This is a genomic window from Streptomyces sp. NPDC020597 (genome assembly GCF_044335095.1).
GTDB lineage: Bacteria > Actinomycetota > Actinomycetes > Streptomycetales > Streptomycetaceae > Streptomyces.
The window spans coordinates 34,676-57,291 of the sequence record NZ_JBIRUL010000031.1; the positions used below are offsets into that span (position 1 = coordinate 34,676).

Annotated in this window: 25 protein-coding genes; 15 read left to right on the forward strand and 10 right to left on the reverse strand. The window is 72.8% G+C overall.

Features of this window, described 5'->3' with window-relative positions; translation table 11 throughout:
• Window positions 1-24: 24 nt before the first annotated feature.
• Window positions 25-972 carry an SDR family NAD(P)-dependent oxidoreductase gene (locus tag ACH4ZA_RS34025; RefSeq protein WP_398433086.1) on the reverse strand — a complete coding sequence of 316 codons (948 nt, stop codon included), beginning with the start codon at window positions 970-972 and terminating at the stop codon, window positions 25-27.
• A gap of 110 nt (window positions 973-1,082) precedes the next feature.
• Here ACH4ZA_RS34025 and ACH4ZA_RS34030 point away from each other — a divergent pair, with 110 nt between their 5' ends.
• Complete coding sequence (locus tag ACH4ZA_RS34030) at window positions 1,083-1,721, forward strand: PadR family transcriptional regulator (protein WP_398433087.1); 639 nt, start codon at window positions 1,083-1,085, stop codon at window positions 1,719-1,721.
• 86 nt (window positions 1,722-1,807) lie between these two features.
• Here the strand turns inward: ACH4ZA_RS34030 and ACH4ZA_RS34035 are convergent, their stop codons facing one another.
• On the reverse strand, window positions 1,808-2,236 hold the full coding sequence (locus ACH4ZA_RS34035) for an SRPBCC family protein (protein ID WP_398433088.1): 429 nt from the start codon (window positions 2,234-2,236) through the stop codon (window positions 1,808-1,810).
• A 333-nt stretch (window positions 2,237-2,569) separates the two neighbouring features.
• Between ACH4ZA_RS34035 and ACH4ZA_RS34040 the strand changes: the two genes are divergently transcribed.
• From ACH4ZA_RS34040 to ACH4ZA_RS34050, 3 genes are all read left to right on the forward strand, one after another.
• Window positions 2,570-3,274, forward strand: coding sequence for a Clp protease N-terminal domain-containing protein (locus tag ACH4ZA_RS34040; protein ID WP_398433090.1), 705 nt, complete (start codon window positions 2,570-2,572; stop codon window positions 3,272-3,274).
• A 203-nt stretch (window positions 3,275-3,477) separates the two neighbouring features.
• On the forward strand, window positions 3,478-4,476 hold the full coding sequence (locus tag ACH4ZA_RS34045; RefSeq protein ID WP_398433091.1) for an EamA family transporter: 999 nt from the start codon (window positions 3,478-3,480) through the stop codon (window positions 4,474-4,476).
• A gap of 217 nt (window positions 4,477-4,693) precedes the next feature.
• Complete coding sequence (locus ACH4ZA_RS34050) at window positions 4,694-5,728, forward strand: DMT family transporter (protein WP_398433092.1); 1,035 nt, start codon at window positions 4,694-4,696, stop codon at window positions 5,726-5,728.
• 22 nt (window positions 5,729-5,750) lie between these two features.
• On the opposite strand, the gene ACH4ZA_RS34055 is transcribed toward ACH4ZA_RS34050, so the two are convergent.
• Both ACH4ZA_RS34055 and ACH4ZA_RS34060 read right to left on the reverse strand, forming a co-directional pair.
• Window positions 5,751-6,380 (reverse strand): FMN-binding negative transcriptional regulator, encoded by a 630-nt coding sequence (locus ACH4ZA_RS34055; protein ID WP_398433133.1) that lies wholly within the window; start codon window positions 6,378-6,380, stop codon window positions 5,751-5,753.
• Window positions 6,380-7,063, reverse strand: coding sequence for a pyridoxamine 5'-phosphate oxidase family protein (locus ACH4ZA_RS34060; protein ID WP_398433134.1), 684 nt, complete (start codon window positions 7,061-7,063; stop codon window positions 6,380-6,382). Before ACH4ZA_RS34060 ends, ACH4ZA_RS34055 begins: the two co-directional genes overlap by 1 nt.
• Window positions 7,064-7,098: 35 nt before the next feature.
• Here ACH4ZA_RS34060 and ACH4ZA_RS34065 point away from each other — a divergent pair, with 35 nt between their 5' ends.
• A complete protein-coding gene (locus ACH4ZA_RS34065) occupies window positions 7,099-8,430 on the forward strand; it encodes an aminotransferase class I/II-fold pyridoxal phosphate-dependent enzyme (protein WP_398433093.1) in 1,332 nt (443 codons plus the stop codon).
• A gap of 214 nt (window positions 8,431-8,644) precedes the next feature.
• Here ACH4ZA_RS34065 and ACH4ZA_RS34070 read toward each other — a convergent pair whose 3' ends face one another.
• Window positions 8,645-9,700, reverse strand: coding sequence for a DMT family transporter (locus ACH4ZA_RS34070; protein WP_398433094.1), 1,056 nt, complete (start codon window positions 9,698-9,700; stop codon window positions 8,645-8,647).
• A gap of 38 nt (window positions 9,701-9,738) precedes the next feature.
• Between ACH4ZA_RS34070 and ACH4ZA_RS34075 the strand changes: the two genes are divergently transcribed.
• Entirely contained in the window at window positions 9,739-10,641 is a 903-nt protein-coding gene (locus ACH4ZA_RS34075) for a LysR family transcriptional regulator (RefSeq protein WP_398433095.1), read from the forward strand.
• 77 nt (window positions 10,642-10,718) lie between these two features.
• Here the strand turns inward: ACH4ZA_RS34075 and ACH4ZA_RS34080 are convergent, their stop codons facing one another.
• Entirely contained in the window at window positions 10,719-11,186 is a 468-nt protein-coding gene (locus ACH4ZA_RS34080; protein ID WP_398433097.1) for a pyridoxamine 5'-phosphate oxidase family protein, read from the reverse strand.
• A 136-nt stretch (window positions 11,187-11,322) separates the two neighbouring features.
• Between ACH4ZA_RS34080 and ACH4ZA_RS34085 the strand changes: the two genes are divergently transcribed.
• Window positions 11,323-11,985, forward strand: a complete 663-nt coding sequence (locus ACH4ZA_RS34085) for a cysteine hydrolase (RefSeq protein ID WP_398433098.1) — start codon at window positions 11,323-11,325, stop codon at window positions 11,983-11,985.
• Here ACH4ZA_RS34085 and ACH4ZA_RS34090 read toward each other — a convergent pair.
• Window positions 11,972-12,499: a Rieske (2Fe-2S) protein gene (locus ACH4ZA_RS34090; protein ID WP_398433099.1), complete on the reverse strand. Its 528-nt coding sequence runs from the start codon at window positions 12,497-12,499 to the stop codon at window positions 11,972-11,974. The genes ACH4ZA_RS34085 and ACH4ZA_RS34090 overlap by 14 nt on opposite strands.
• A 189-nt stretch (window positions 12,500-12,688) precedes the next feature.
• On the opposite strand from ACH4ZA_RS34090, the gene ACH4ZA_RS34095 reads away from it, so the two are divergent.
• The 7 genes from ACH4ZA_RS34095 (at window position 12,689) to ACH4ZA_RS34125 (ending at window position 18,839) form a co-directional block, all read left to right on the forward strand.
• The gene (locus ACH4ZA_RS34095) at window positions 12,689-13,444 is read left to right on the forward strand and encodes a HipA family kinase (protein ID WP_398433100.1); all 756 of its coding nucleotides are present in this window, start codon (window positions 12,689-12,691) and stop codon (window positions 13,442-13,444) included.
• Entirely contained in the window at window positions 13,441-13,857 is a 417-nt protein-coding gene (locus ACH4ZA_RS34100; protein ID WP_398433101.1) for a DUF3037 domain-containing protein, read from the forward strand. Before ACH4ZA_RS34095 ends, ACH4ZA_RS34100 begins: the two co-directional genes overlap by 4 nt.
• Before the next feature lie 155 nt (window positions 13,858-14,012).
• The gene (gene fabG, locus ACH4ZA_RS34105) at window positions 14,013-14,774 is read left to right on the forward strand and encodes a 3-oxoacyl-ACP reductase FabG (RefSeq protein ID WP_319171396.1); all 762 of its coding nucleotides are present in this window, start codon (window positions 14,013-14,015) and stop codon (window positions 14,772-14,774) included.
• A 30-nt stretch (window positions 14,775-14,804) separates the two neighbouring features.
• Window positions 14,805-15,566 (forward strand): SDR family oxidoreductase, encoded by a 762-nt coding sequence (locus ACH4ZA_RS34110; RefSeq protein WP_398433103.1) that lies wholly within the window; start codon window positions 14,805-14,807, stop codon window positions 15,564-15,566.
• 266 nt (window positions 15,567-15,832) lie between these two features.
• Window positions 15,833-17,383 (forward strand): ABC transporter substrate-binding protein, encoded by a 1,551-nt coding sequence (locus tag ACH4ZA_RS34115; protein WP_398433104.1) that lies wholly within the window; start codon window positions 15,833-15,835, stop codon window positions 17,381-17,383.
• 94 nt (window positions 17,384-17,477) lie between these two features.
• Window positions 17,478-18,161 (forward strand): uracil-DNA glycosylase, encoded by a 684-nt coding sequence (locus tag ACH4ZA_RS34120; protein ID WP_398433105.1) that lies wholly within the window; start codon window positions 17,478-17,480, stop codon window positions 18,159-18,161.
• 195 nt (window positions 18,162-18,356) lie between these two features.
• Window positions 18,357-18,839 carry a hypothetical protein gene (locus tag ACH4ZA_RS34125; RefSeq protein WP_398433106.1) on the forward strand — a complete coding sequence of 161 codons (483 nt, stop codon included), beginning with the start codon at window positions 18,357-18,359 and terminating at the stop codon, window positions 18,837-18,839.
• A 90-nt stretch (window positions 18,840-18,929) separates the two neighbouring features.
• Here ACH4ZA_RS34125 and ACH4ZA_RS34130 read toward each other — a convergent pair whose 3' ends face one another.
• Together ACH4ZA_RS34130 and ACH4ZA_RS34135 are read right to left on the reverse strand one after the other, a co-directional pair.
• Entirely contained in the window at window positions 18,930-19,397 is a 468-nt protein-coding gene (locus ACH4ZA_RS34130) for a hypothetical protein (RefSeq protein ID WP_398433107.1), read from the reverse strand.
• 111 nt (window positions 19,398-19,508) lie between these two features.
• Window positions 19,509-20,021: a DinB family protein gene (locus tag ACH4ZA_RS34135; protein ID WP_398433108.1), complete on the reverse strand. Its 513-nt coding sequence runs from the start codon at window positions 20,019-20,021 to the stop codon at window positions 19,509-19,511.
• Between the two features lie 143 nt (window positions 20,022-20,164).
• On the opposite strand from ACH4ZA_RS34135, the gene ACH4ZA_RS34140 reads away from it, so the two are divergent.
• Window positions 20,165-21,076: a Gfo/Idh/MocA family protein gene (locus tag ACH4ZA_RS34140; RefSeq protein ID WP_398433109.1), complete on the forward strand. Its 912-nt coding sequence runs from the start codon at window positions 20,165-20,167 to the stop codon at window positions 21,074-21,076.
• Here the strand turns inward: ACH4ZA_RS34140 and lnt are convergent.
• Entirely contained in the window at window positions 20,994-22,565 is a 1,572-nt protein-coding gene (gene lnt / locus ACH4ZA_RS34145; RefSeq protein WP_398433111.1) for an apolipoprotein N-acyltransferase, read from the reverse strand. The genes ACH4ZA_RS34140 and lnt overlap by 83 nt on opposite strands.
• Window positions 22,566-22,616: the final 51 nt, after the last annotated feature.

Consider the following 22,616-nt stretch of genomic DNA (forward strand, 5'->3'; position numbering starts at 1 on the left):
GGGCGGCGCACGGAGGACGTCCGCTCAGTGGACGGAGAACCCGCCGTCGACGAAGATCGACTGCCCGGTGACGTAGCCGGAGGCGCGGCTCGCGAGGAAGACCGCCGCTCCCGCGAAGTCCTCGGCCAGTCCGTTGCGGCCGACCATCGTGCGCGCGGCCAGTGCCGCGACCCGCTCCGGGTCGGACGACAGCCGTGCGTTGAGCGCCGTCATGACGAACCCGGGCACCAGCGTGTTGCAGGTGACTCCGTGCGGCGACCAGGCCTCCGCCTGCGAGCGGGCGAGTGACTCGAGCGCCCCCTTGGACACCCCGTACGCGCCGCTCTGGACGAACGCCCGGTGCGCCTGCTGCGAGGTGATGTGGATGATCCTCCCGAAACCCCGCTGCGCCATCCCGGGCCCGAAGCGCCGGCCCAGGAGGTAGGGCGCCTCGAGGTTCACCGCCATCGTGGTGTCCCAGACGTCCTCGTCCAGCTCGCCCATCGGCGGGCGCAGGTTGATCCCGGCGCTGTTGACGAGGATGTCGGGCTCGCCGAAGGCCCGTGCCGCCTGCTCCGCCGCCGTGCGGACCCCGTCACGGGTGCCGAGGTCGCCGCTCACCCAGGCCGCCCGGCAGCCGGCGGCCGTCAACTCGTCGGCCGCCGCGGCCAGTTCCGCCTCCCTGCGCGCCACGATCACGACGCTCGCCCCCGCACGCGCCAGAGCTCCCGCGATGCCCCGCCCGATCCCCGAGCTGCCCCCGGTCACCACCGCCACCCGGCCGTCCAGCGAGAACAGCTCGGCCAGATAGGCGTCAGAGGCACCGGGGGCAGCGGACGTCCCGGAGGAGGTGGAAGCCCCGGAGGGGACGGAAGTCCCGGAGGAGACGGGAGCCCCGGGCGGGGTGCCGTCCGCGTCGCCGGGCGACTCGACGGGTGCGGCGGCGGATGTGACTGCGGACGCAGTGCTGTGCGAGCTGCTCGGGGATGTCATGTCCGCAGCCTAGAGGCCGATCACCGGGTTGAGCCTTGCCAGGCGAGCTATGCCGATATATCGTTGAGGCATCGCGACAGATCAACGATGAATTGAAGGAGTGGTTTGCGATGCGTACCCACGGATTCGAGCGTGGACATGGCCAGGGGCCCCGGCGAGGACGCGGTGGTTTCGGCGGCGAGCGGGCGGCCTTCGGGCCCTTCGGTCCGGGTGGCCCCGGCGGTCCGGGATTCGGTCCCGGCGGCCCCGGCTTCGGCCCGGGCTTCGGCGGCCCCTGGGGCGGACGAGGGCGCGGTGGCCCCAGGGGCAGGGCGCGGCGGGGTGACGTACGGGCCTCGATCCTGGCCCTGCTCAAGGACCGGCCCATGCACGGCTACGAGATGATCCAGGAGATCGCCGAACGCAGCGGCGGAGCGTGGAAGCCCAGCCCCGGCTCGGTGTACCCGACCCTGCAGCTGCTGGAGGACGAGGGTCTGATCAGCAGTCAGAGCGACGGCGGCAAGAAGCTGTTCTCGCTCACCGAGGAAGGTCGCACGGCGGCCGAGACGGGCCCGGAGGCCCCCTGGGAGGAGGCCACGCGGGGGGTCGACTGGGAAGCCCTGGGTGAGATCCGCCAGGCCGGCTTCGGATTGATGGAGGCCTTCGGCCAGGTCTGGAAGACCGGCAGCAAGGAGCAGCGCGAGAAGGCGCTCGCGGTCATCAACGACGCCCGCAAGAAGCTGTACCTGATCCTCGCCGACGAGGACTGAGCGGCCGGAGGTGCTGGGCGAGGCGCCCCGCGGAACCGTCCGCGGGGCGCCTCGCGCGCCCGCGCCGCCTTCCCGTGCGGGACGGGTCAGGTCACCAGGCCGCCCAGCTTGCGCAGCGACTCGTTCAGGGCGGCCGTCCCCGAGTCCTTGAGCTTGCCCGCCATCAGCGACACGGCCGCGCCCGTGAACTCCCCGTCGATGCGGACCCTCGTCGCGTCCCCGTCCGGGGTGAGGGTGTACCGGGTGGCCACCGACACGGCCATCGGGCCCTTGCCGCGGATGGCGAGCACGCGCGCCGGCTCCAGCTCCGCCACGGTCCACTCGACCTCGGCCGGGAAGCCCATGAGCTTCATGTTCTCCTGGAAGGTCGCCCCCAGTTCGAGGGCCTCCGGGCCGCCCTGGGGGAAGTTGGTGTGGGTCGCGTTCCACTCTCCGTACGCCGGCCAGTCGGTGAGCTGGGCCCACACCTTCTCCGCGGGTGCCTGGATGCGTGCCTCCGCGCTGACTTCGGCCATGCGACCACCTCTTCACGTCGGGCGACTCGGGCCGGCAGCCCGGCCCGCGACTCGGCTGCGGTGCGCGGAACGTAACTCCAGGGCCGCGAACATTCAATACTGACGAACCGTCAGGATTGCGGAGAGGGCGCCCCGTCTTCGGTGGAGAGCGCCCCGGCCCAGCAGGAGCCGTCCGGCTCGGTCGGCAAGGTGGCGCGCTGTCCTGCCGGGGGAGCGGCCCGATCTCATCCGTAGGGAGGAGATGTCGACCGCTTCGGTCCGCTCTGTGTGGGACGGCAAGATGGTTCCTCCCGGGGATGACCGGACCCGGGCGGGACTGATGGGGTGAGGGGTGTGCAACCCCGCATCCCACGGCAGTCCTCGCACGATCGGACGACGCAGGCCACGGGCGGCGTTCCCGGGCTGGGCGCGGAGCCCTCCGCGGCGCTCGCGTCCGCTCGCCGCCGGGCGCTGCGCGACGGAGACCGGCAGATCGACACCGCGCATCTGCTGCACTCCCTCCTGGAACACGACCCCCGGGTACGGGCCGCGTTCGACGGCGGCCCCCAGCTCGCCCGGCTCTTCGGCTACCTCGTCCAGCGCAGCATCGGCTACGGCCTGCGGTGGCAGGGCGGCGTCGAGGACTCCGGCGCCCTGCCGGCCGTGCCCGTCCGGCCCGCCGCAGGGGGTCCCGCAGAGCTGCCCGGCCCGTCGGCCGTCGGTGGTTCGGGGGAGGCGCCGCACCCCGTCGCCGACGACGGCCTCTCCCCGCTCGCCGCGGCCGCGCTGGAGCACGCGCGCTTGCGGGCGGCCGGGCGGGACGGCGGCCCGGCCCGAGGCGTCGATCTGCTCGCGGCGATCGTCGCGGACCCGAAGGCGCGGGCCGTCGTAGTCCTGCACCACGCCGGTGTCGACGCCCACGAGCTGAGCCGGCGGATCGAGGAGGGTCTCCTCGCCGACGCGCTCCCCGAGCGCGGTCTCCTGCCGGAGGGCGGCGCGACGCAGTCGGCCTCCGAGGAGTGCGGGACCTGCGTCGGGGGCGGAGACCCCGCCCGCTGACCAACCGGCTCGCCTCCCGAACAGCCCCTTCATCGTCGGCCTCCAACGTCGGGTGGCCCCTCCGATATCGGGCGGCCCCTCTGTCGTCGGGCGGCCGCCTTCGCCGTGCCCCGGTCGTGCTTTCGGGGGCCGGCGTCCGTCCGACGGCTGAGACAGGTGTCATCGGGGGTGACGGTCATGTCATCCCCTGTCATCATGGGCCCGTGGGTACCTCTGTGAGCAGTGCGGGCGGGCGAGGAAAGGGCTTCGGGCTCGGTGTGGCGATCGCGTCGGCGATCGCCTTCGGCGGGTCCGGGGTGGCGGCCAAGCCGTTGATCGAGGCGGGCCTCGACCCGCTGCACGTGGTGTGGCTGCGGGTGACCGGCGCGGCCCTCGTCATGCTGCCACTGGCCGTGCGCCACCGTGCGCTGCTGCGCAGCCGGCCCGCGCTGCTCGCCGGCTTCGGACTGCTCGGCGTGGCCGGGGTGCAGGCGTTCTACTTCGCCGCGATATCGCGGATCCCCGTCGGTGTGGCGCTGCTCGTCGAGTACCTCGCGCCCGCCCTGGTGCTGGGCTGGGTCCGTTTCGTGCAGCGGCGGCCGGTGACGCGCGCCGCGGCGCTCGGCGTGCTCCTCGCGGTGGGCGGACTGGCCTGCGTCGTCGAGGTCTGGTCCGGTCTGGGCTTCGACGCCCTCGGACTGCTGCTCGCCCTCGCGGCCGCGTTCTGCCAGGTCGGATACTTCGTCCTGTCCGACCACGGCGGCGACTCGGGCGACGAGGTTCCCGACCCGCTGGGCGTCATCGCCTACGGGCTGCTCGTCGGCGCCCTCGTGCTGACCGTCGTCACCAGGCCGTGGGCCATGGACTGGTCCGTGCTCGGACGGGCCGCCGACATGAACGGCGCCGAGATCCCGGCCTGGTCGCTGCTCGGCTGGATCGTGCTCGTCGCGACCGTCGCCGCGTACATCACCGGCGTGGTCTCGGTGCGCCGGCTGTCCCCGCAGGTGGCCGGGGTCGTCGCCTGCCTCGAAGCGGTCATCGCCACGGTGCTGGCATGGGTGCTGCTCGGCGAGCACCTCTCGGCGCCGCAGATCGCCGGCGGCGCGGTGGTGCTGCTCGGAGCGTTCATCGCGCAGTCGTCCGCGCCGGCCAAGGGCTCCGCCGAGCCGGTGGCCTCAGGCAGTCCGGAAAGGGAGTTGTCCGCGCGGGGGACGGCGGCCTAGGGTCTCGATCATGCCTCTCGACGCACGCGTTCTTCCGCCTCCGGCCGCCTGAGGCGGGCCCCTCCGGCGAATCACGCCCGGCACACGCTGCCGGGCCCAACGGTGCTGCCCGCAGACGAAGTCCGAGGTCCGCCGCCCTGCGGCGGCCCCTTCCCGAACTTCTGTGCGGAGAGAACGCGTGTCCTCCTCGAGTGTGTCTTCCCCCTTGTCTTCCCCGGTGTCCTCCCCCGTCTCCACCTCCGGCGACTCCCGGGCCGATTCCCTGCCCCTCGCACGGGCCCTGCTCTGTCTGATCGTCGCCGGAGCGGCCTGGGGCACGGCCGGCGCCGCAGCGTCCCTGGTCTACCGGATCAGCGACCTGGGCGCGGTCGCCCTGTCGTTCTGGCGCTGCGCCGGCGGGCTGGCCCTGTTGTCGGCCGCCCGCCCACTGCTGCTGCGGCGGCGCGCCCGGTCCGCCCCGTCCTCCCGCTCCGTCCCGGCGGACGCGACGGCCGATGCGACGGCGGACGCCCTGGGCGAGAACGTGCCGACGCCCGAGCCGCTGCGCCGCAGGGCCCTGCGCACGGCGATCACCGGGTGCGGCCTCGCGGTTTTCCAGACGGCGTACTTCGCGGCCGTCTCCGCCACCGGACTGGCCGTCGCCACCGTCGTCACCCTGGGGGCGGGGCCCGTCCTCATCACGCTGGGCGCACGACTGACCCTGGGAGAGCGGGCCGGGCGCGGCGGAGCGCTCGCCGTCACGGGGGCGCTCGCCGGGCTCGGCGTGCTGTTCGCGGGCGGCGGCGACTCGTCGGTGGACCCGCGCGGGGTGCTGCTCGCGCTGGTGTCCGCGGCCGGCTACAGCGCGATGACCCTGCTCACCCGCCGCTGGGGGCGGGGCGGCGGTGCGGACGGCTCCGCCGGCGCCGTGGGGGCGTTCGCGGTCACGGCGGTGTGTCTGCTGCCGTTCGCCCTGGCCGAGGGACTGCTGCCGCACAGCGCCGACCCCGTCGGGGTGCTGGTTCTGCTGGCGTACATCGCGGCGGTGCCCACGGCGCTCGCGTACGCCCTCTATTTCGCGGGCGCCGCCGTCGTCCGCTCCGCCACGGTCTCCGTGATCATGCTGCTCGAGCCGGTGAGCGCGGCGGTGCTGGCCGTCGCCCTCCTCGGCGAACCCCTCACGGTCACCACGCTCGCCGGCGCCCTGCTCATGCTGGCTTCGGTCGCGGGCCTCGCCCTGGCGGAAGTGCGGGGCGGTCCCGCGCGGGACTAGAGGTGCGAGGAGGGCGACGGTGTCACCCCCTTCGGCGCAGCAGGTGTTCGCGGGCTGCGGCGTCGCCGGGGGCGTCGCGGGCGGTCAGCCCGTCGACGATGCGGTCCTGGGTCTCGGGCGGGCGGTGCGCCGCGTACTTGAACTTCGCCCGTACGTCCGTGACGTGGAGCCGGATGCCGCGGATGCCCGGGAGCAGGCGGCCGAACGGGGCCTCGCCCACGGCGGGGCGGGCGGAGCCGCCCCCGGGCTGGAAGTGCGCCACCTGGCGGGCGAGCAGGTCCGCCTTCGCGGCGGGATCGTCCACGATGTGCGCCGTGCACCGGAGTTGCACCGCCGCGTAGAAGCTCGTCGGGGTGCCGTGCTCGTCGGGGGCGCCCGGCGGGGCCTGCCACGGGCCGGGGACGAACACGTAGTCGTCGACCACGCTCAGGGTCACCGTCGGGTTCGCCTCCAGGGCGGTCCACAGCGGGTTGGGCCGGGCGAGGTGGGTGACGGCGTCGCCCTCGGCCGGGTCGTAGGCGAAGTGCAGGGGCTGCACGAAAGGGGGTTCGCCCGGCGGGCCGTTGACGGCGAGCTGTCCGAAGTCGTGGGCGGACAGCCAGTCCTGCCACTCGGCGTCGTCGTGGGGTGCGTCCCAGGGGTGGACGAGCATCACCGCGTCGCGAGGTAGTCGGGGAACGCGGTGCCGGGCGCCAGGTCGGCCTCCGGGAGGGGCGCCTCGAAGCCCTTGCGCAGCGGCAGCACGCCCGCCCAGTGGGGGAGGGCGAGGTCCTCCGGCTCGTCGTTCACACCGCCGGTGCGGGTCTTGGCCGAGACCTCGTTCAGGTCGAGCCGGATCACCGCTGTCGCCGCCAGTTCCTTGCGGTTGGCGGGGCGGGAGTCGGCGGCCCGGCCGGGGACGACGTGGTCGACGAGGGCGTCGAGCGCGGCCAGCTTCTCCGCCGGGTCCGTCACGTCGTGGGCGATGCCGTGCACCACGACCGAGCGGTAGTTGATCGAGTGGTGGAAGGCGGAACGCGCCAGGACCAGCCCGTCGACGTGCGTCACCGTCAGGCACACCGGCAGCCCCGGGTCCGCCTGTCCCGTCATCCGCAGAGGACGCGAACCCGTCGAACCGTGCACGTAGAGCGTCTCGCCGACCCGGGCGTACAGCGTCGGCAGCACGACGGGCGCGTTGTCGCGGACGAAGCCGAGATGGCAGACATAGCCCTCGTCGAGTATCGCGTGCACCAGGGCCCTGTCGTAGGAGGCCTTCTCTGCGGACCGGGTGGGCACCGTGCGGTCGGTGGCGGTGTAGGCGGCGGCCTGAGTCGTCGTCTCCGGGGTCCCCTGCATGGTGTTCTCCATTGCACTAGTGCATAATGATGTTTGTGCTAGGAGAATATCCGATCAAGGGCAGGCGCGCAGCCGAGATTTCCGCGAGTGTCGAGGCGGCGGTGGGCGCCGGCGAGTTCCGACCGGGGCAACTGCTGCCCCCGATGCGCGAGTTGGCGTCAGCTCTGGGAGTGAACCCGAACACCGTCGCGGCCGCCTATCGCACCTTGCGGGAGCGCGGGGTGATCGAGACGGACGGCCGCCGGGGCAGCCGGGTCCGGGCGAAGCCCGCCACCACCGGCCGCGAGTTCATCCGGGTGGAGGTGCCCGCGGGGGTGCGGGACGTGGCGGCCGGCAATCCCGACGCCTCGCTGCTCCCGCCGCTGGCGCCCGCGTTCGCCTGGGCCGCCGCACAGGGCGACCGCGAGCCCGTCCTCTACGGGCACGCGTCGGTCGAGCCCGAGCTGGCGAGGCTGGCCCGCGCCGACCTCGACGCGGACGGCGTGCCGGCCGGCCCGGTGGCCGTGGCGTCCGGCTCGCTGGACGCGATCGAACGCGTCCTGGCCGCGCACCTCAGGCCGGGCGACAGCGTGGCCGTCGAGGACCCCGGCTGGGGCTCGCTCCTCGACCTGGTGCCCGCGCTGGGGCTGCGCACGGTTCCGGTCGCCCTCGACGACGACGGACCGCTGCCCGACGACGTGCGCCGCGCGTTCGAGGCCGGAGCGCGCGCCCTCGTCGTCACCGACCGGGCGCAGAACCCCACCGGTGCGGCGATCGGCGCCGCACGCGCGCGTGCCCTGCGCGCCGTGCTCCGGGAGCACCCGGAGACCCTGGTGATCGAGGACGACCACGGTCATCAAATCGTCGATCTGCCCCTGCACCCTCTGGCGGGGGTCACCCGGCACTGGGCCCTCGTGCGCTCGGCCGCCAAAGCCTACGGACCGGACCTGCGCTTCGCCGTCCTCACCGGGGACGACGTCACCCTGGGCCGGATGCGGGGGCGGCAGCGGCTCGGGCCCGGCTGGGTCAGCCGGATCACGCAGCGGGCCGTGCTGCGCCTGTGGGCCGACGGCACGGTGGACGCGCACGCGGTGGCCCGGGCGTACGGTGTCAGGCGTGACGCGCTGATCGCCGCGCTGGCAGACCGGGGCGTCGAGGCACACGGGCGCAGCGGGATGAACGCGTGGGTCCCCGTGCCGGACGAGACGGGAGCGGTCGCCCGTCTGCTGCACGCCGGGTGGGCGGTCGCGCCGGGGGCGCGGTTCCGGATCGGATCCGCGCCCGGCATCCGCATCACGGTGTCGACGCTGGAGCTGCGCGAGATCGAGACGCTGGCCGATCTCGTCGCCGCGGCGGTCGGACCCTCCCCGACGCGGAACTACGTCTAGCGGCCGGGTCGGCAAGCGGGCCCCCGACCGGCATGCCGCGCCCGCCCCGCGGCGCCATGACCTGCCCCGCCGTGACTTGCCTCGCCACGACCCGCCCCGCCCCGCCGTGATGCGAAGCGCCCGGCCGCGGCCTGAAGTGCCTGGTCGCGGCCCTGAAGCGCTCGGCCGCGTCCCGGGGCGCCCTGGGCCCCGGGACGCTCCACGACCCGGGCTCCTAGGACCCGGAGCGCCGGGCCTGGGTCAGTGCCGCTCCTGCCAGGACGATCGCCGCGCCCGCCGGCGTCGACCAGCGCAGGGTCTCGCCCAGCAGGGCGACACCGGCCGCCGTGGCGATGACCGGGATGAAGTAGGTGACCATCTGGGCCGTCGTCGGGCCGACCTCCGTGACCAGGCCGTACTGGATGAGGAGGGCCAGACCGGTGCCGAGCGTGCCCAGGGCCGCGGTCGCGAGCAGCGGGACGAGCGGGAAGCCGGTCGGGAGATCGGTGAACAGCGGTGTCACGACGGCCAGTTGCAGCGTGGCCAGGAACAGCTGGGCGCCGGTCATCGACAGCGCGGAGGAGCCGGTGTGCGCCAGGGTGCGGCGAAGGTAGATCCAGCCGACCGGGTAGCTCAGCGAAGCCAGCAGTGCGAGGGTCGTGCCGCGGGCGTCGAGGCCGTCGAACCCCTGCCAGGCGCCCAGCACCGTGAGGACGCCCAGGAAACCGAGGCCGAGCCCCGCCACGCGCAGCCGGGTCGGCCGGTCCTCCGACAGGGCCACCAGCGAGAGCGCCATGCCCCACAGCGGTGACGTGGCGTTGCAGATGCCGGCCAGCGTGGAGGGGATGGTCAGCTCCGCGAACGCGAAGAGGGAGAAGGGCACGGCGTTGATGAGCAGCGCGGCCACCGTCAGATGCGCCCAGGTGCGGACCCCGCGAGGGAGCCGCTCCCGCTTCACCGCCATCGCGACCGCCAGCACCGCCGTGCCGAAGGCCAGCCTGCCGAGGGTGACCTGGAACGGCGCGTAGCCCCCGGTGCCCACCTTGATCAGCAGGAAGCTGAAGCCCCAGATCAGCGACAGCGCGCCGAAGCGCAGACGCCAGTCGAGGGGGTGGCGGGCCGCATCCGGATCGGTGGCCGGGGCCGGGGAGCGGTTCGCGGCGGACGGGCGGGGAGAGGCAGCGGCCGGGGCGGGCGCGGGGCTGGTCCGTGCGGCGGGCGGCGGTGGGGTCGACGTGGTGGGCGCGGTGGTCATGACGTCCACGATCGTCGACACCATCTCGTAGCACAATCGAGAATTTTCCAGCAATACCTCGTAGTGTTGCTTACATGTTGAACCTGGAGCGCCTGCGGACCCTCGACGCCCTCGCCCGGCACGGCTCGGTCAGCGGCGCCGCCGCGGGCCTGCACATCACCACCTCGGCCGTCTCCCAGCAGCTGGCCAAGCTCGAGCGGGAGGTCGGCCAGCAGCTCCTCGCCAAGCACGGACGGGGCGTGCGGCTGACGGACGCGGGCCGGCTGCTCGCCGAGCACGCGTCCCGCATCCTCTCCCAGGTGGAGCTCGCCCAGTCCGACCTGGAAGCCCAACGCGGCCAGGTGGCAGGGGAGTTGCGGCTGTCCGCCTTCCCGACCGCGGCCCGTGGACTCTTCCCCGTCGCGCTCGCCGAGCTGCGCAAGGCGCACCCCGCCCTGCGTCTGCGCTCGAGCGAACTGGAGCCGGAGCGGGGCGTCGCCGGCGTGGTGCGCGGCGACCTCGACCTCGCCGTCGTCCTGGACTGGTACAACAAGCCGATGCCGGTGCCGGACGGCCTGGTCAAGGCGCCCATCCTCGACGACCCCGCGGAGGTCGCGATGCCGGCCGGTCACCCTCTCGCCGGCCGGGACGAGGTGGACCTCGGGGAGTTCGCCGAGGACGAGTGGATCACCTGGGGCGAGGGGGAGTTCTGTCATGAGTGGCTGATGTTCACCCTGCGCTCACGGGGCGTCGAGCCGATCGTCGGCCACCGCGCGGCCGAGACGCACACCCAGTTGGGGCTGGTGGCCGCCGGACTGGGAGTGTGCATCGCCCCCGTGCTCGGCCGCCAGCCCGTGCCCGAGGGTGTCGTGACCGTCCCGTTGCGGCAGCGGGTGCGCCGCCATGTGTACGTGGTCTGGCGGGCGGACGCGGACCGCCGCCCGTCGATCAGGGCGGCGGTCCGGGCGCTCAAGTCCGCGGGGGACGCCGTCGGCTGAGAGCCGGGAAGCGCGGGAAGTGCGGGAAACGTCGGGCCGCGCCCGTCCCGCGGGCCGGCGGAGAGGGGCGGACGCGCCTACACGCCGCCCAGTTTTCGGAAGTCCCAGGAGACGATCTTCTCCGGCCTCAGCCGCACCCACGCGTGCCGGCCGTCGTGCGGCATCGCGTCCAGCCCGAAGTTCTTGCGCGCGAACCGCGTCTCCACCGCGTCGAGTTCGGCGCACAGCTCCCCGGTGCGCGGGATCTCGCCCACGAACTCCACGGCGCCGGACAGCTCGACGCCGCGCAGTGCGTCGTACTCCTCACCCGTGTCGATCACGATCGCCACCCGGGGATCGCGGCGCAGGTCCGCCCAGCGCTTGCTGCGCACGACCGAGTACAGCCACAGGGCGCTGCCGTCCCAGAGAAACCACAGGGCGCTGACATGGGGCGCGCCGTCGACGGACACGGTCGCCACCCGGCACGTGCGCTGGAGCGTGAGGAACGCGTCCAGCTCGCCCGGCGACATCATGATCTTCCGGCCCCGGCGCTGTGTGACGGTCATCCGGCCCCCCTCATTCTGCTCTTGTGCGTACCTGTGCTGCCTTTTCTGAAACTCCGTCAGAAAAGGATGGGTCTTCTTCCTTCTCCACGCAATGGCGGCTACCGTCGCCCGCCCCACACCGACGCCAGGGGAGCCCATGCCGTCGTACGAAGAGCTCAGCGACCTCCTCGACCCCGCGAGCACCGTCCTGATCACGGTGGAGTGCCAGCAGGGGGTCGTCGGACCGAGCGCCGCCCTTCCCCAACTCGCCAGTGCAGCAAGGGAGTCGGGGGCGCTCGGTAACATCGCGCGGCTGGTGACGGCGGCCCGGGCGAGCGGTGTCCAGGTCGTGCACGCCGTCGCCGAGCGCCGCCCCGACGGGCGGGGCGCCAACCGCAACGCCCGGCTGTTCCGCGCGGCCGAACGCCTCCCGGTCCAGCAGCTCACCGGAACCGACGCCACCCGCCTCGCGCCGGAGATCGAGGTCGCCGAGCAGGACCTCGTCGTACGGCGGCTGCACGGACTCTCGCCCGTCCAGGGCACCGACGTCGACGCACTGCTGCGCAACCTGGGCTGCCGCACCCTGGTCGTCACCGGGGTGTCCGCCAACGTCGCGATCCCGAACACCGTGTTCGACGCCGTGAACCGCGGCTACACGGCCGTCGTGCCGTCGGACGCCATCGCGGGGGTGCCCGCCGACTACACCCCCGCGATGATCCGCCACACGCTCGCTCTGGTCGCCACGATCGCGACCACGGCCGAGGTGCTGGCCTGTCTCCGCCGGACTCCCGCAGCGGGACCGGGACTCAGGCCAGGCTGATCGAGTCGCCGCTGACGCTGATCGACACCTCGGGCAGCGACTTCTTCGCGGGACCGCTCTTCACGCTGCCGTCCGCGATCGAGAAGTTGCTGTTGTGGCAGGGGCAGTTGATGACGCCGTCCGAGATGGACTTCACCGCGCAGCCCGCGTGGGTGCACACGGCGGAGAACGCCTTGTACGTGCCCGCCGTCGGCTGGGTGACGACCACCTTCTCGGACTCGAAGACCTTCCCGCCGCCCTCGGGTATGTCGGCGGTCTTCGCGAGTGCGGCGCCGGCCCCGGCGTTGTCCCCGCCGCCCGTGCCGCCGGTGCTCGCGGCCTCGCTGCTGCCGGTGGAACCGGTGGAACCGGTGGAACCGGTGGAACCCGACGTGCCGGACGACGACGTGCTCGACGAGTCGTCGTCGGAGCCTCCGCACGCGGTCAGCGCGACGGAGAGCCCCGCTGCTCCCGCGGCTGCCACGACGGCACGGCGGGCAGGCCCCGACGCGGACTTGATCGATGCGCTGGTCATGCTGGGGGTCCCTTCCAGAGGGTGTGTGGATCTGCCGAGAGGTACGAGTGGCGGACGCCCCTTGTTCAGCGCTCCCGCCAAGTCCGGACAGTGTCGAGATATTGACCCGTTCGACATGAGTACGGCGTAAGCCCGAGCTGTCGTCCACCTGTCGGTCGCGCATCATGCCAGGCCCAGTAACCTGGGGCGATGCTCAAGGAAGTCACCGCGACCCGCTATGTCACGCCCCTGCGGGAGGGCGGCTCCCTGCCCGGGCTCGTCGAGGCCGACGATCTCGGTCTGTACGTCATGAAGTTCACCGGCGCCGGCCAGGGCCGCAAGACGCTCGTCGCCGAGGTCGTCTGCGGTGAGCTGGCCCGCCGCCTGGGCCTGCGGGCCCCCCGGCTGGTCACCGTCGAGCTCGACGTGCTGCTGGGCCTCGGCGAACCCGACCAGCAGGTACAGGAGTTGCTGAAGTCCAGCGGCGGGACCAACCTCGGCATGGACTTCCTCTCCGGAGCGCTCGGCTTCGACCCCCTCGCCTTCGCGGTGAGCGCCGAGGAGGCCGGCCGCATCGTCTGGTTCGACGCGCTCGTCAACAACGTCGACCGGTCGTGGCGCAACCCCAACCTCCTGATGCACCGCGGCGACCTGTGGCTCGTCGACCACGGCGCCACCATGATCTGGCAGCACAACTGGCCCACCGCCCAGACGTCCGCGGCTCGCCCGTACGACGCCGGCGACCACGTCCTCGCCCCCTTCGGGCCGGACGTGCGGGCCGCGGCGGCGGAGCTCGCGCCCCTGGTCACCGCCGACCTCCTCGCCGAGGTCACCGCGGAGATCCCGGAGGTCTGGCTGACGGGCGAGCCCGGCTTCGACACACCGGACGCGCTCCGGCGCGCCTACGCGGCGCCCCTCCTCGCGCGCGCCGCCGACGTCCACGAACGCATCGAGGGGATCAAGTGACCGACCGCCACATCATCCGGCCCGGCCAGGGCGGCGACCGGGACGTCTTCGAGTACGCGCTGCTGCGGGTCGTGCCGCGCGTCGAGCGCGGCGAGTGCATCAACGCGGGCGTGCTGGTGTACTGCCGCGGCCGTGACTACGTGGGCGCCCGCACCCATCTGGACGAGGCCAGGCTGCTGGCGCTGGACCCGGACGCGGACGTGCCGGGCGTGCGGGCCGCCCTGCGGGCCGTCGAGGGCGTCTGCGCGGGCGGCGCGTCGGCCGGGCAGGCGGCCGGCGACGACGCCGGGCGGCGCTTTCGCTGGCTGATCGCGCCGCGCTCGACGATCGTCCAGCCGGGCCCCGTGCACACCGGGCTGACCGCCGATCCGAGCGCGGAGACGGAGCGGCTCCTGGAACTGCTGGTGAGGTAATGGATCACACCGGCGCCGTGTGGCGTTGACACCGGGTGCCAGGGCTTCTAGCGTCACGTCTGCCGAAGGTACTAAGCGGTCGCTCACCACCAGGGCGCATCCGGCGCCCGGCACCAGGGCGCATCAGGCTTTCTCAAGGGCGAGGAGAACCAGCAATGTCCACCACTGAGCAGCGGGTCGCTGTGGTCACGGGCGCGGCGCGCGGCATCGGAGCCGCCACCGCCGTACGGCTGGCCGCCGAGGGCCGCGCGGTCGCCGTCGTCGATCTGGACGAGGCCGCCTGCAAGGACACCGTGGAGAAGATCACCGCGGCGGGCGGCAAGGCCGTCGCGATCGGCGCCGACGTCTCCGACGAGGCCCAGGTCGAAGCGGCGATCGCGCGGATCGTCGACGAGCTCGGCGCGCCCACGATCCTCGTCAACAACGCGGGCGTGCTCCGCGACAACCTGCTGTTCAAGATGAGCGCCGCCGACTGGGACACCGTCCTGAACGTGCACCTGCGCGGCTCGTTCCTGATGACGAAGGCCGTCCAGAAGCACATGGTCGACGCGGGCTTCGGCCGTGTCGTCAACCTGTCGTCGTCCTCGGCGCTCGGCAACCGCGGCCAGGCCAACTACTCCGCCGCCAAGGCCGGTCTGCAGGGCTTCACCAAGACCCTCGCCATCGAGCTCGGCAAGTTCGGCATCACCGCCAACGCCGTCGCCCCCGGCTTCATCGCCACGGACATGACCGCCGCGACGGCCGCCCGCGTCGGCATGGGCTTCGAGGAGTTCAAGGCCGCGGCCGCCACCCAGATCCCGGTCGCCCGCGTCGGCGAGCCCGACGACATCGCCAACGCGATCGCCTTCTTCACGAACGAGGCCGCCGGCTTCGTCTCCGGCCAGGTGCTGTACGTCGCCGGCGGACCGCTCGACTAACGCCACTAGGGACACCTGGGGATCACCGACATGACTGAACTGCCCGCACTCTCCGGCAAGGTCGCCCTCGTCACCGGCGCCAGCCGCGGCATCGGCTACGGCGTCGCCGAGGCGCTCGTCGCCCGCGGCGACCGGGTCTGCATCACCGGCCGGGGCGAGGACGCCCTCAAGGAGGCCGTCGAGCAGCTCGGCGCCGACCGGGTCATCGCCGTCGCCGGCAAGGCGCACGACGAGGAGCACCAGGCGGCCGCCGTCGAGCGCACCATGGCCGCCTTCGGCCGGATCGACTTCCTGGTCAACAACGCCGGCACGAACCCGGTGTTCGGGCCGATCGCCGACCTCGACCTGAACGTGGCCCGCAAGGTCTTCGAGACCAACGTGGTCTCCGCGCTCGGCTTCGCCCAGCGGACCTGGCACGCCTGGCAGAAGGACAACGGCGGCGCCATCGTCAACATCGCCTCCGTCGCCGGGCTCTCGGCCTCGCCCTTCATCGGCGCCTACGGCATCAGCAAGGCCGCGATGATCAACCTGACGGCCCAGCTGGCGCACGAGTACGCGCCGCGCGTGCGCGTCAACGCCATCGCCCCGGCCGTGGTGAAGACCAAGTTCGCCCAGGCCCTGTACGAGGGCCGCGAGGAGGAGGCGGCCGCCGCCTACCCGCTGGCCCGGCTCGGCGTGCCCTCCGACATCGGCGGCACCGCAGCGTTCCTCACGTCCGAGCAGTCGGACTGGATCACCGGCCAGACGCTGGTCGTCGACGGGGGCATCTTCCTCAACGCCGGCGTGGGCTGACACCGGCGCCGGCCGAACCCGCCCGGGCCGGGCGGGGGCTCTTCCACGGGCGTCGTTTCCCTGGCGGAAACGGCGCCCGTGTCGTCGTATTCATGGACATATGGGTCGTGGACACAGTGATGACAACGTCGTCATACCGAGAGTGATCAAGAACGCCCGACGGGCGCGGGTTCACCTCGCCCGGCGCTGCGGTATGGTCTGCCAACCCTTGGCATGGCAGATCGAGGAGCGTGCGCGTGTTCAACCGGAACCGATCCGTGCAGCAAATGGCGGCAATCGTGTCCATATCCCTGGTGGCCGGGTGCAGCCTCCTGGGAGAGGGAGGCTCCGACGATGCCGGACCGATCGTCGTCGGCACCACCAGTGCGCCCAGCACGCTGGACCCCGCCGCGGCCTGGGACGGCTCCTGGGAGCTGTTCCGCAACATCTACCAGACGCTGCTGAGCTACCCCACGGGCGCGACGACGCCCCAGGCGGACGCCGCCGAGTGCGTCTTCACGGACAGCTCGAACCGCACCTACAAGTGCGAGCTGCGCGAGGGTCTCACGTTCTCCAACGGCGACAAGCTCGACGCCAAGGCCGTGAAGTACTCGATCGACCGGATCAGGGCGATCAACGCGAACACCGGGCCCAACGGGCTGCTCGGCACCCTGGACAGCGTCCAGGCGAACGGCGAGCGCGAGGTGGTCTTCAAGCTGAACAAGGCCGACGCCACCTTCCCCTTCGTGCTCGCCACCCCCGGCATGTCGATCGTCGACCCGGACGACTACCCCGCGAAGTCCCTGCGCAAGGACGACGGCATCGTCGGCTCCGGACCGTACCGGCTGCAGTCCTACGAAGAGGGCAAGCAGGCCGTGCTGGTGCGCAACGACAACTACAAGGGCTTCGCCGAGCGCAAGAACGAGGCGGTGACCATCCGCTACTTCCAGGACTCCGGGAAGATGGTCAAGGCCCTGCGCGCCAAGGAGATCGACCTCACCTACCAGGGTCTCGCCGCCGACGACATCATCGACCTCGGGCGCAAGGGCGGCGACAACGAGGGCCTGCAGCTCATCGAGGCCGCCGGCAGCAACATCAACTACCTGGTGTTCAACCCCAAGGACCCGTGGTCGAACAAGCTGGCCGTGCGCCGCGCGATCGCCCAGGTCGTGGACCGCGCCGCGATCGCCCACAAGGTCTACAAGGACACCGTCGACCCGCTGTACTCCATGGTCCCGGCCGGTCTGACCGGCCACACCACGGGCTTCTTCGACTCCTTCGGCGACCCCGACGCCAAGAAGGCGCGCCAGATCCTCGAGGACGCGGGGATCAACGAGACCGTCCCGCTCACCTTCTGGTACACCTCCGACCGCTACGGCTCCGACACCGCCCTGGAGTTCAAGGAGCTCAAGAGCCAGCTCGAGGCCTCCGGACTGTTCTCGGTCACCCTGAAGAACCGCCCCTGGAACAGCTACGTGCTCGGCTACCAGAAGGGCGAGTACCCGGTGTTCGGGCGGGGCTGGGCGCCGGACTTCCCCGACGCCGACAACTTCATCTCCCCGTTCGTCGGCGAGCAGAACGCGCTCGGCACGCCCTACCCGGCGAAGGAGATCACCCAGGTGCTGCTGCCCCGCTCCCGCGAGGTGAGCGACCGCGCCAACGTGACGAAGGACTTCGAGCAGGCCCAGCAGATCCTCGTCAGGGACGCGCGGCTGCTGCCGCTGTGGCAGGGCAAGCAGTACATCGCCTCGTCGGAGGACGTCTCGGGCGCCGAGCGGGCCCTCGACCCGTCGACGATCATGATGGTGTGGGAGCTGTCGCGGAAGACCAGCTGGTAGGCCGCGCCGCCGGGACGGCCCCGGGTCTCGTTGTCAGTGGTCGCCTGTAGGTTCTGTGCTCTGAGGAAATGACCGCACGACGAAGGACGTTGACGTGACCGACACCGCCATGCTGCCCGAGTCCTGGCGCGGGGTTCTGGGCGACGAACTGCAGCAGCCCTACTTCAAGGAGCTGACGGAGTTCGTCGAGGAGGAGCGGGCGAACGGCCCCGTCTACCCCCCGCGCGACGAGGTGTTCGCCGCGCTCGAGGCGACGCCGTACGAGAGCGTGAAGGTGCTCGTCCTCGGGCAGGACCCGTACCACGGAGAGGGCCAGGGGCACGGCCTGTGCTTCTCGGTGCGTCCCGGGGTGAAGACCCCGCCGTCCCTGCGGAACATCTACAAGGAGATGCATCAGGAGCTCGGCACGCCGATCCCGGACAACGGCTATCTGATGCCGTGGGCGCAGCAGGGCGTCCTGCTGCTCAACGCGGTCCTCACGGTCCGCTCCGGCGAGGCGAACTCGCACAAGGGCAAGGGCTGGGAGAAGTTCACCGACGCGGTGATCCGCGCCGTGGCCGACCGGCCCGACCCGGCCGTCTTCGTGCTGTGGGGCAACTACGCGCAGAAGAAGCTCCCGCTCATCGACGAGACGCGGCACATCGTCGTCAAGGGCGCGCACCCCTCGCCGCTCTCGGCGAAGAAGTTCTTCGGCTCCAACCCGTTCACCCGGATCAACGAGGCGGTGGCGCAGCAGGGCCACGAGCCGATCGACTGGACGATCCCGAACCTGGCCTGAGCGCCCCGCCCGGCCCGGCCGTCCGCCCGGCCCGACCACCGCCCGGCCTCACCGACCGCCCGGCAGCACGCCCCCTCGGGCCGCCCCGCGCGGCCGCCCCGGGCCGGTACCTCCGCGGACCGGCCCGGTGCCGCCTGACCCGGTTTGCCGCACCCTGCGGCTAGCGTCGTCGCAACGACGCAAGGAGGCCGAGAGGTGGCGGAGCGACAGGGGCAGACGGCGCCGGACGTCCTGCTGACACGGATCGGGCAGGTCGTGATGCTGCACCACGGCGGAGACCGTGAAGAGGCCCGCAGCAGGCTGCTCGACCTGTGGACGGAGCTCGGCGAGGGCGGCGATCCGCTGCACCGCTGCACCCTCGCCCACTACCTGGCCGACACCCACGACGACCCCCTGGACGAACTCGCGTGGGATCTGCGGGCGCTCACGGCGGCGGACGAGCACGCGGGCTCGGTCGAGGCCCGCGCGCTGTACCCGTCGCTGCATCTCAACCTCGCGGCGGACTACGCCAAGCTCGGCCGCGCCGAGGCCGCCCGCACCCATGTCCGCAGGGCCCGCAGCGCGGCCGTGGCCCTGGCGGACGACAGCTACGGCGACGGCGTGCGGGCGGCGATCAGCAGGATGGAGCTGAGGCTGGGGGAGGGGCGAGGCGACTGGGACCGGGACGGCGACGGATGAGGGGCAGCGGGGCGCGGCGAGCGGTGCACGAGGAGCGGTGAGCCGGGGAGCCGGCTGTCCGTCCCCGGGGCGTCCGGCCGGCTCCCCGGCTCACCGCTCGTAGGTCCGCTCGCAGATCACCGTCTCGGGACTCTCCTCCCGCCAGCCGCCGTACTTCTCGCCGAGTGCGCAGACGTCGGTGCTCCCGCGCACCTCGGCCGCCACGTCCGGCAACTCCACGCGCGGCTGTGCGTGCCGCGGACGCTCCGGCCGGTCCGGCCGCGCCTGCGGACGGGAACGGGGGCCGGGAGCCGGCCCGCCCCCCGCCGTCCGCGGCCGCCCGGCCGACGGGGCGGACGGCTGCGGACGGCGGGGCGGGCCGGCCAGCTCCAGCGCCTCACGGGCCGGCGCCTGCACGACCTGCGTCCCGGTCCGGCCGTCCGGCTCCGGTACGGGCGGCTGGAAGGGGGCCGTGGCCGGACCGGGCGCGGCCGGATGCTGGACGGTCACGCACCCGGACAGCGCCGAGAAGGCCATGGCGGCCAGAAGCGTCGCGGTGGTCGTCGTCGATCGATGCACCCGCGCAACTCTGGTGCTTCTGGTCGCCCGGGCGACAGCGGACGGGCACAGGTTGATCCGCACGGGTGATCTCGTGCCCCTTGCGGGGGAGTCGGGCCGCCCGTGCTGACGTCATTCCCCCGTGGCGCCGTCCAGCTGCTCACGGAGCAGGTCGGCGTGGCCGTTGTGCCGGGCGTATTCCTCGATCATGTGCGTGTAGATCCACCGCAGGCTGAACGGCTCGTTCCTCGACTTGCTCTTCCCCCGGGAGAGGTCGTCGAGAGCGAAGCCGGCCGCGCACTGTCGCGCCACCTCGATCTCGGCCTGCCAGGCGGCGTACGCCCGGTCCCAGGTGTCCTGCTCGGTGAGGTGGAACTCGCCGTCGGGGTCTTCCTCGCTGAAGAAGATCGGGCCGGGGTCGTCGCCCGACAGGACCGCGCGGAACCAGCCGCGCTCCACCTCCGCCATGTGCCGCACCAGACCCATGAGGGACAGTTCGGAGGGCGGCACCGAGGCGGTGCGCAGCTGTGCGTCGCTGAGACCCTCGCACTTCCACGCGAGCGTCTGCCGGTGGTAGTCGAGCCAGCCTTCCAGCATCGTGCGTTCGTCGGCGTTCTGGGCGGGTTCGGTGCGCTGCGTCGTCATCCCCGCATGATCGTCGACGTCACCTCGGCGGGCCAAGCCGCCCTGGTCACGAACCGGCTGCCGCCCGAGGCCGGGGCCCCGCCCCCGCCCGGGGCCGGGGCCGTATGCTGCCGTGCAGGCAGGCAAGCAGTGGAGGAGCTCCCGTGAAGGTCGGCTGCATCGGACTCGGAGACATCGCGCAGAAGGCGTACCTGCCGGTACTGGCCGCGGCCCCGGGGATCGAGCTCCATCTGCAGACCCGCACCCGGGCGACCCTCGACCGGGTCGCCGACATCCACCGCGTGCCCCACGACCGGCGTCACCGCGACCTCGACGCACTGCTCGGCGCCGGCCTGGACGCGGCCTTCGTCCACGCGCCGACCGCCGCCCACCCCGAGATCGTCGCCCGGCTGCTCGAGGCGGGCGTCCCGACGTACGTCGACAAGCCCCTCGCCTACGAACTCGCCGACTCCGAACGGCTCGTGGAGCTCGCGGAGAAGCGCGGCACGTCTCTCGCCGTCGGCTTCAACCGGCGCTTCGCACCCGGCTACGCGCAGTGCGCCGACCATCCGCGTGAGCTGATCCTCATGCAGAAGAACCGGATCGGTCTGCCCGAAGACCCGCGCGCGATGGTCCTCGACGACTTCATCCACGTCGTCGACACCCTGCGCTTCCTGGTGCCCGGCCCGGTCGACGACGTGACCGTGCGCGCCCGCGTCGAGGACGGACTGCTGCACCACGTGGTCCTCCAACTCGCCGGCGAGGGCTTCACCGCGCTCGGCGTGATGAACCGGCTCAGCGGCTCGAACGAGGAGATCCTGGAGGTGTCCGGGCAGGACACCAAGCGGCAGGTCGTCAACCTCGCCGAGGTCGTCGACCACAAGGGGCAGCCGACCGTGCGCCGCCGCGGCGACTGGGTCCCGGTGGCCCGCCAGCGCGGCATCGAACAGGCCGTGTTCGCGTTCCTCGACGCGGTGCGCGCGGGCCGGACGCTCAGCGCCCGGGACGCGCTGGCGACTCATGAACTGTGCGAGCGGGTGGTCCGAGCGGTGCAGCAGCGCTCCGCCGCGGCCTGACCGTGCGCGCGCCCTCCGAGAGCGCCGTCGCCGCGAGCACCAGCAAGGCCAGATGGACCGGCCAGTCCCCGTACCGCACGTACGGGGTGACGCCGTCGGCGAACGGAACCTCGTAGACGGCCGTCGTGCTCGCCTGCGTGCCCAGCCAGGAGCCGACGCGCCGGCCGCTCGCGTCGTACACGGCCGAGACGCCGGTGAGGGTCGCGTGGACGAACGGCCGCCCCGTCTCGGCGGCGCGCAGCGCGCCCAGCGAGGCATGCTGCGCGGGCGCCCAACTGTGCTGGAACGACGAGGTCGACGACTGGGCCACGAGGACGTCCGCGCCGTCCTCGGCGAGGCGGCGGCTCATGTCGGGGAACGCCGTCTCGAAGCACACCATCGGCCCGACGCGCAGCCCGGGGCCGGCGTGCATCACGACCTGCCCGGCGCCGCGCCGCCGGTCCTCACCGGCGGCCTTGCCGACGGACGTGGCCCAACCCAGCAGGGAACGGGCCGGTATGTACTCGCCGAACGGCACCAGCCGCATCTTGTCGTACCGGTCGCCGGTGGGACCGGCCGGGCCGACGAGGATCGAGCTCTTGTAGATGCCGGGCCGGTCCGAGCGGCGGGCGTCCACGTTGACGAGGATGTCGGCGCCGGTCGCCCGGGACAGCGTCGCGAGCCGCTCGGCCAGATCGGGCCGCTCGGCGAGGTCGTACCCGACACTGCTCTCGCCCCAGACGATCAGATCGACGTCCTGCCCGATCAACCGGCGGGTCAACTGCTCCTCGCGGTCGAAGCGCAGGTCGGGGCCGTCGATCACCCCGGGCTGCACGACCGCGATCCGGGTCTCGCCCTCGCCGTCCGGTCGCGGGGCCCAGATCCACGCGGCCGAGGCGGTGGCGGCGGTGGCCACGAGCCCGGCGACGGCCGGCGCCCGGGACGCGGGCAGCGCGATCAGCACGGCCGCCGCCACGTTGACCGCGACCACCAGGAAGCTGAGCAGCCACACGCCGCCGACCGAGGCGAGCCGCAACGCCGGCTGCACCTGCCACTGACTGGCCCCCAGCATGCCCCACGGGCCGCCGAGCGCCTGCCAGGAGCGGACGAGCTCCACGGCCAGCCAGCCCGAGGGCAGGACGAGGAGCGCGCACAGCGCCCGGCCCCGGGTGGGGACGCCCTCGTCCGCCAGGAGCCGTCGCACCAGCCAGCCCCACGGCGCCCACAGGCCGCCCAGCAGCGCGGCGATGACGAGCGTGAACACGTGCAGGTCCGGCAGCAGCCAGTGATGCATGGCCAGCATGAAGCCGAAGCCGCCGCTCCAGCCGTCGTAGGTGGCCCGCCTGAACGTCGGCGCGGAGCGGATGAGCAGGATCCACGGGACCAGCGCGAGATACGCCCACCACCACAGGGCGGGCCCCGGGAAGGCCGCCACGGGCAGCGCGCCCGCGAGGGCCGCCACGGCCGTACGCCGCCGCGGGGAGGTGAGCCAGTGTCCGAGCGTCTTCATATGACACCTCCCTACCCGCGCCGAGCTTCAGTGTGCGCTCCGCGAACGATC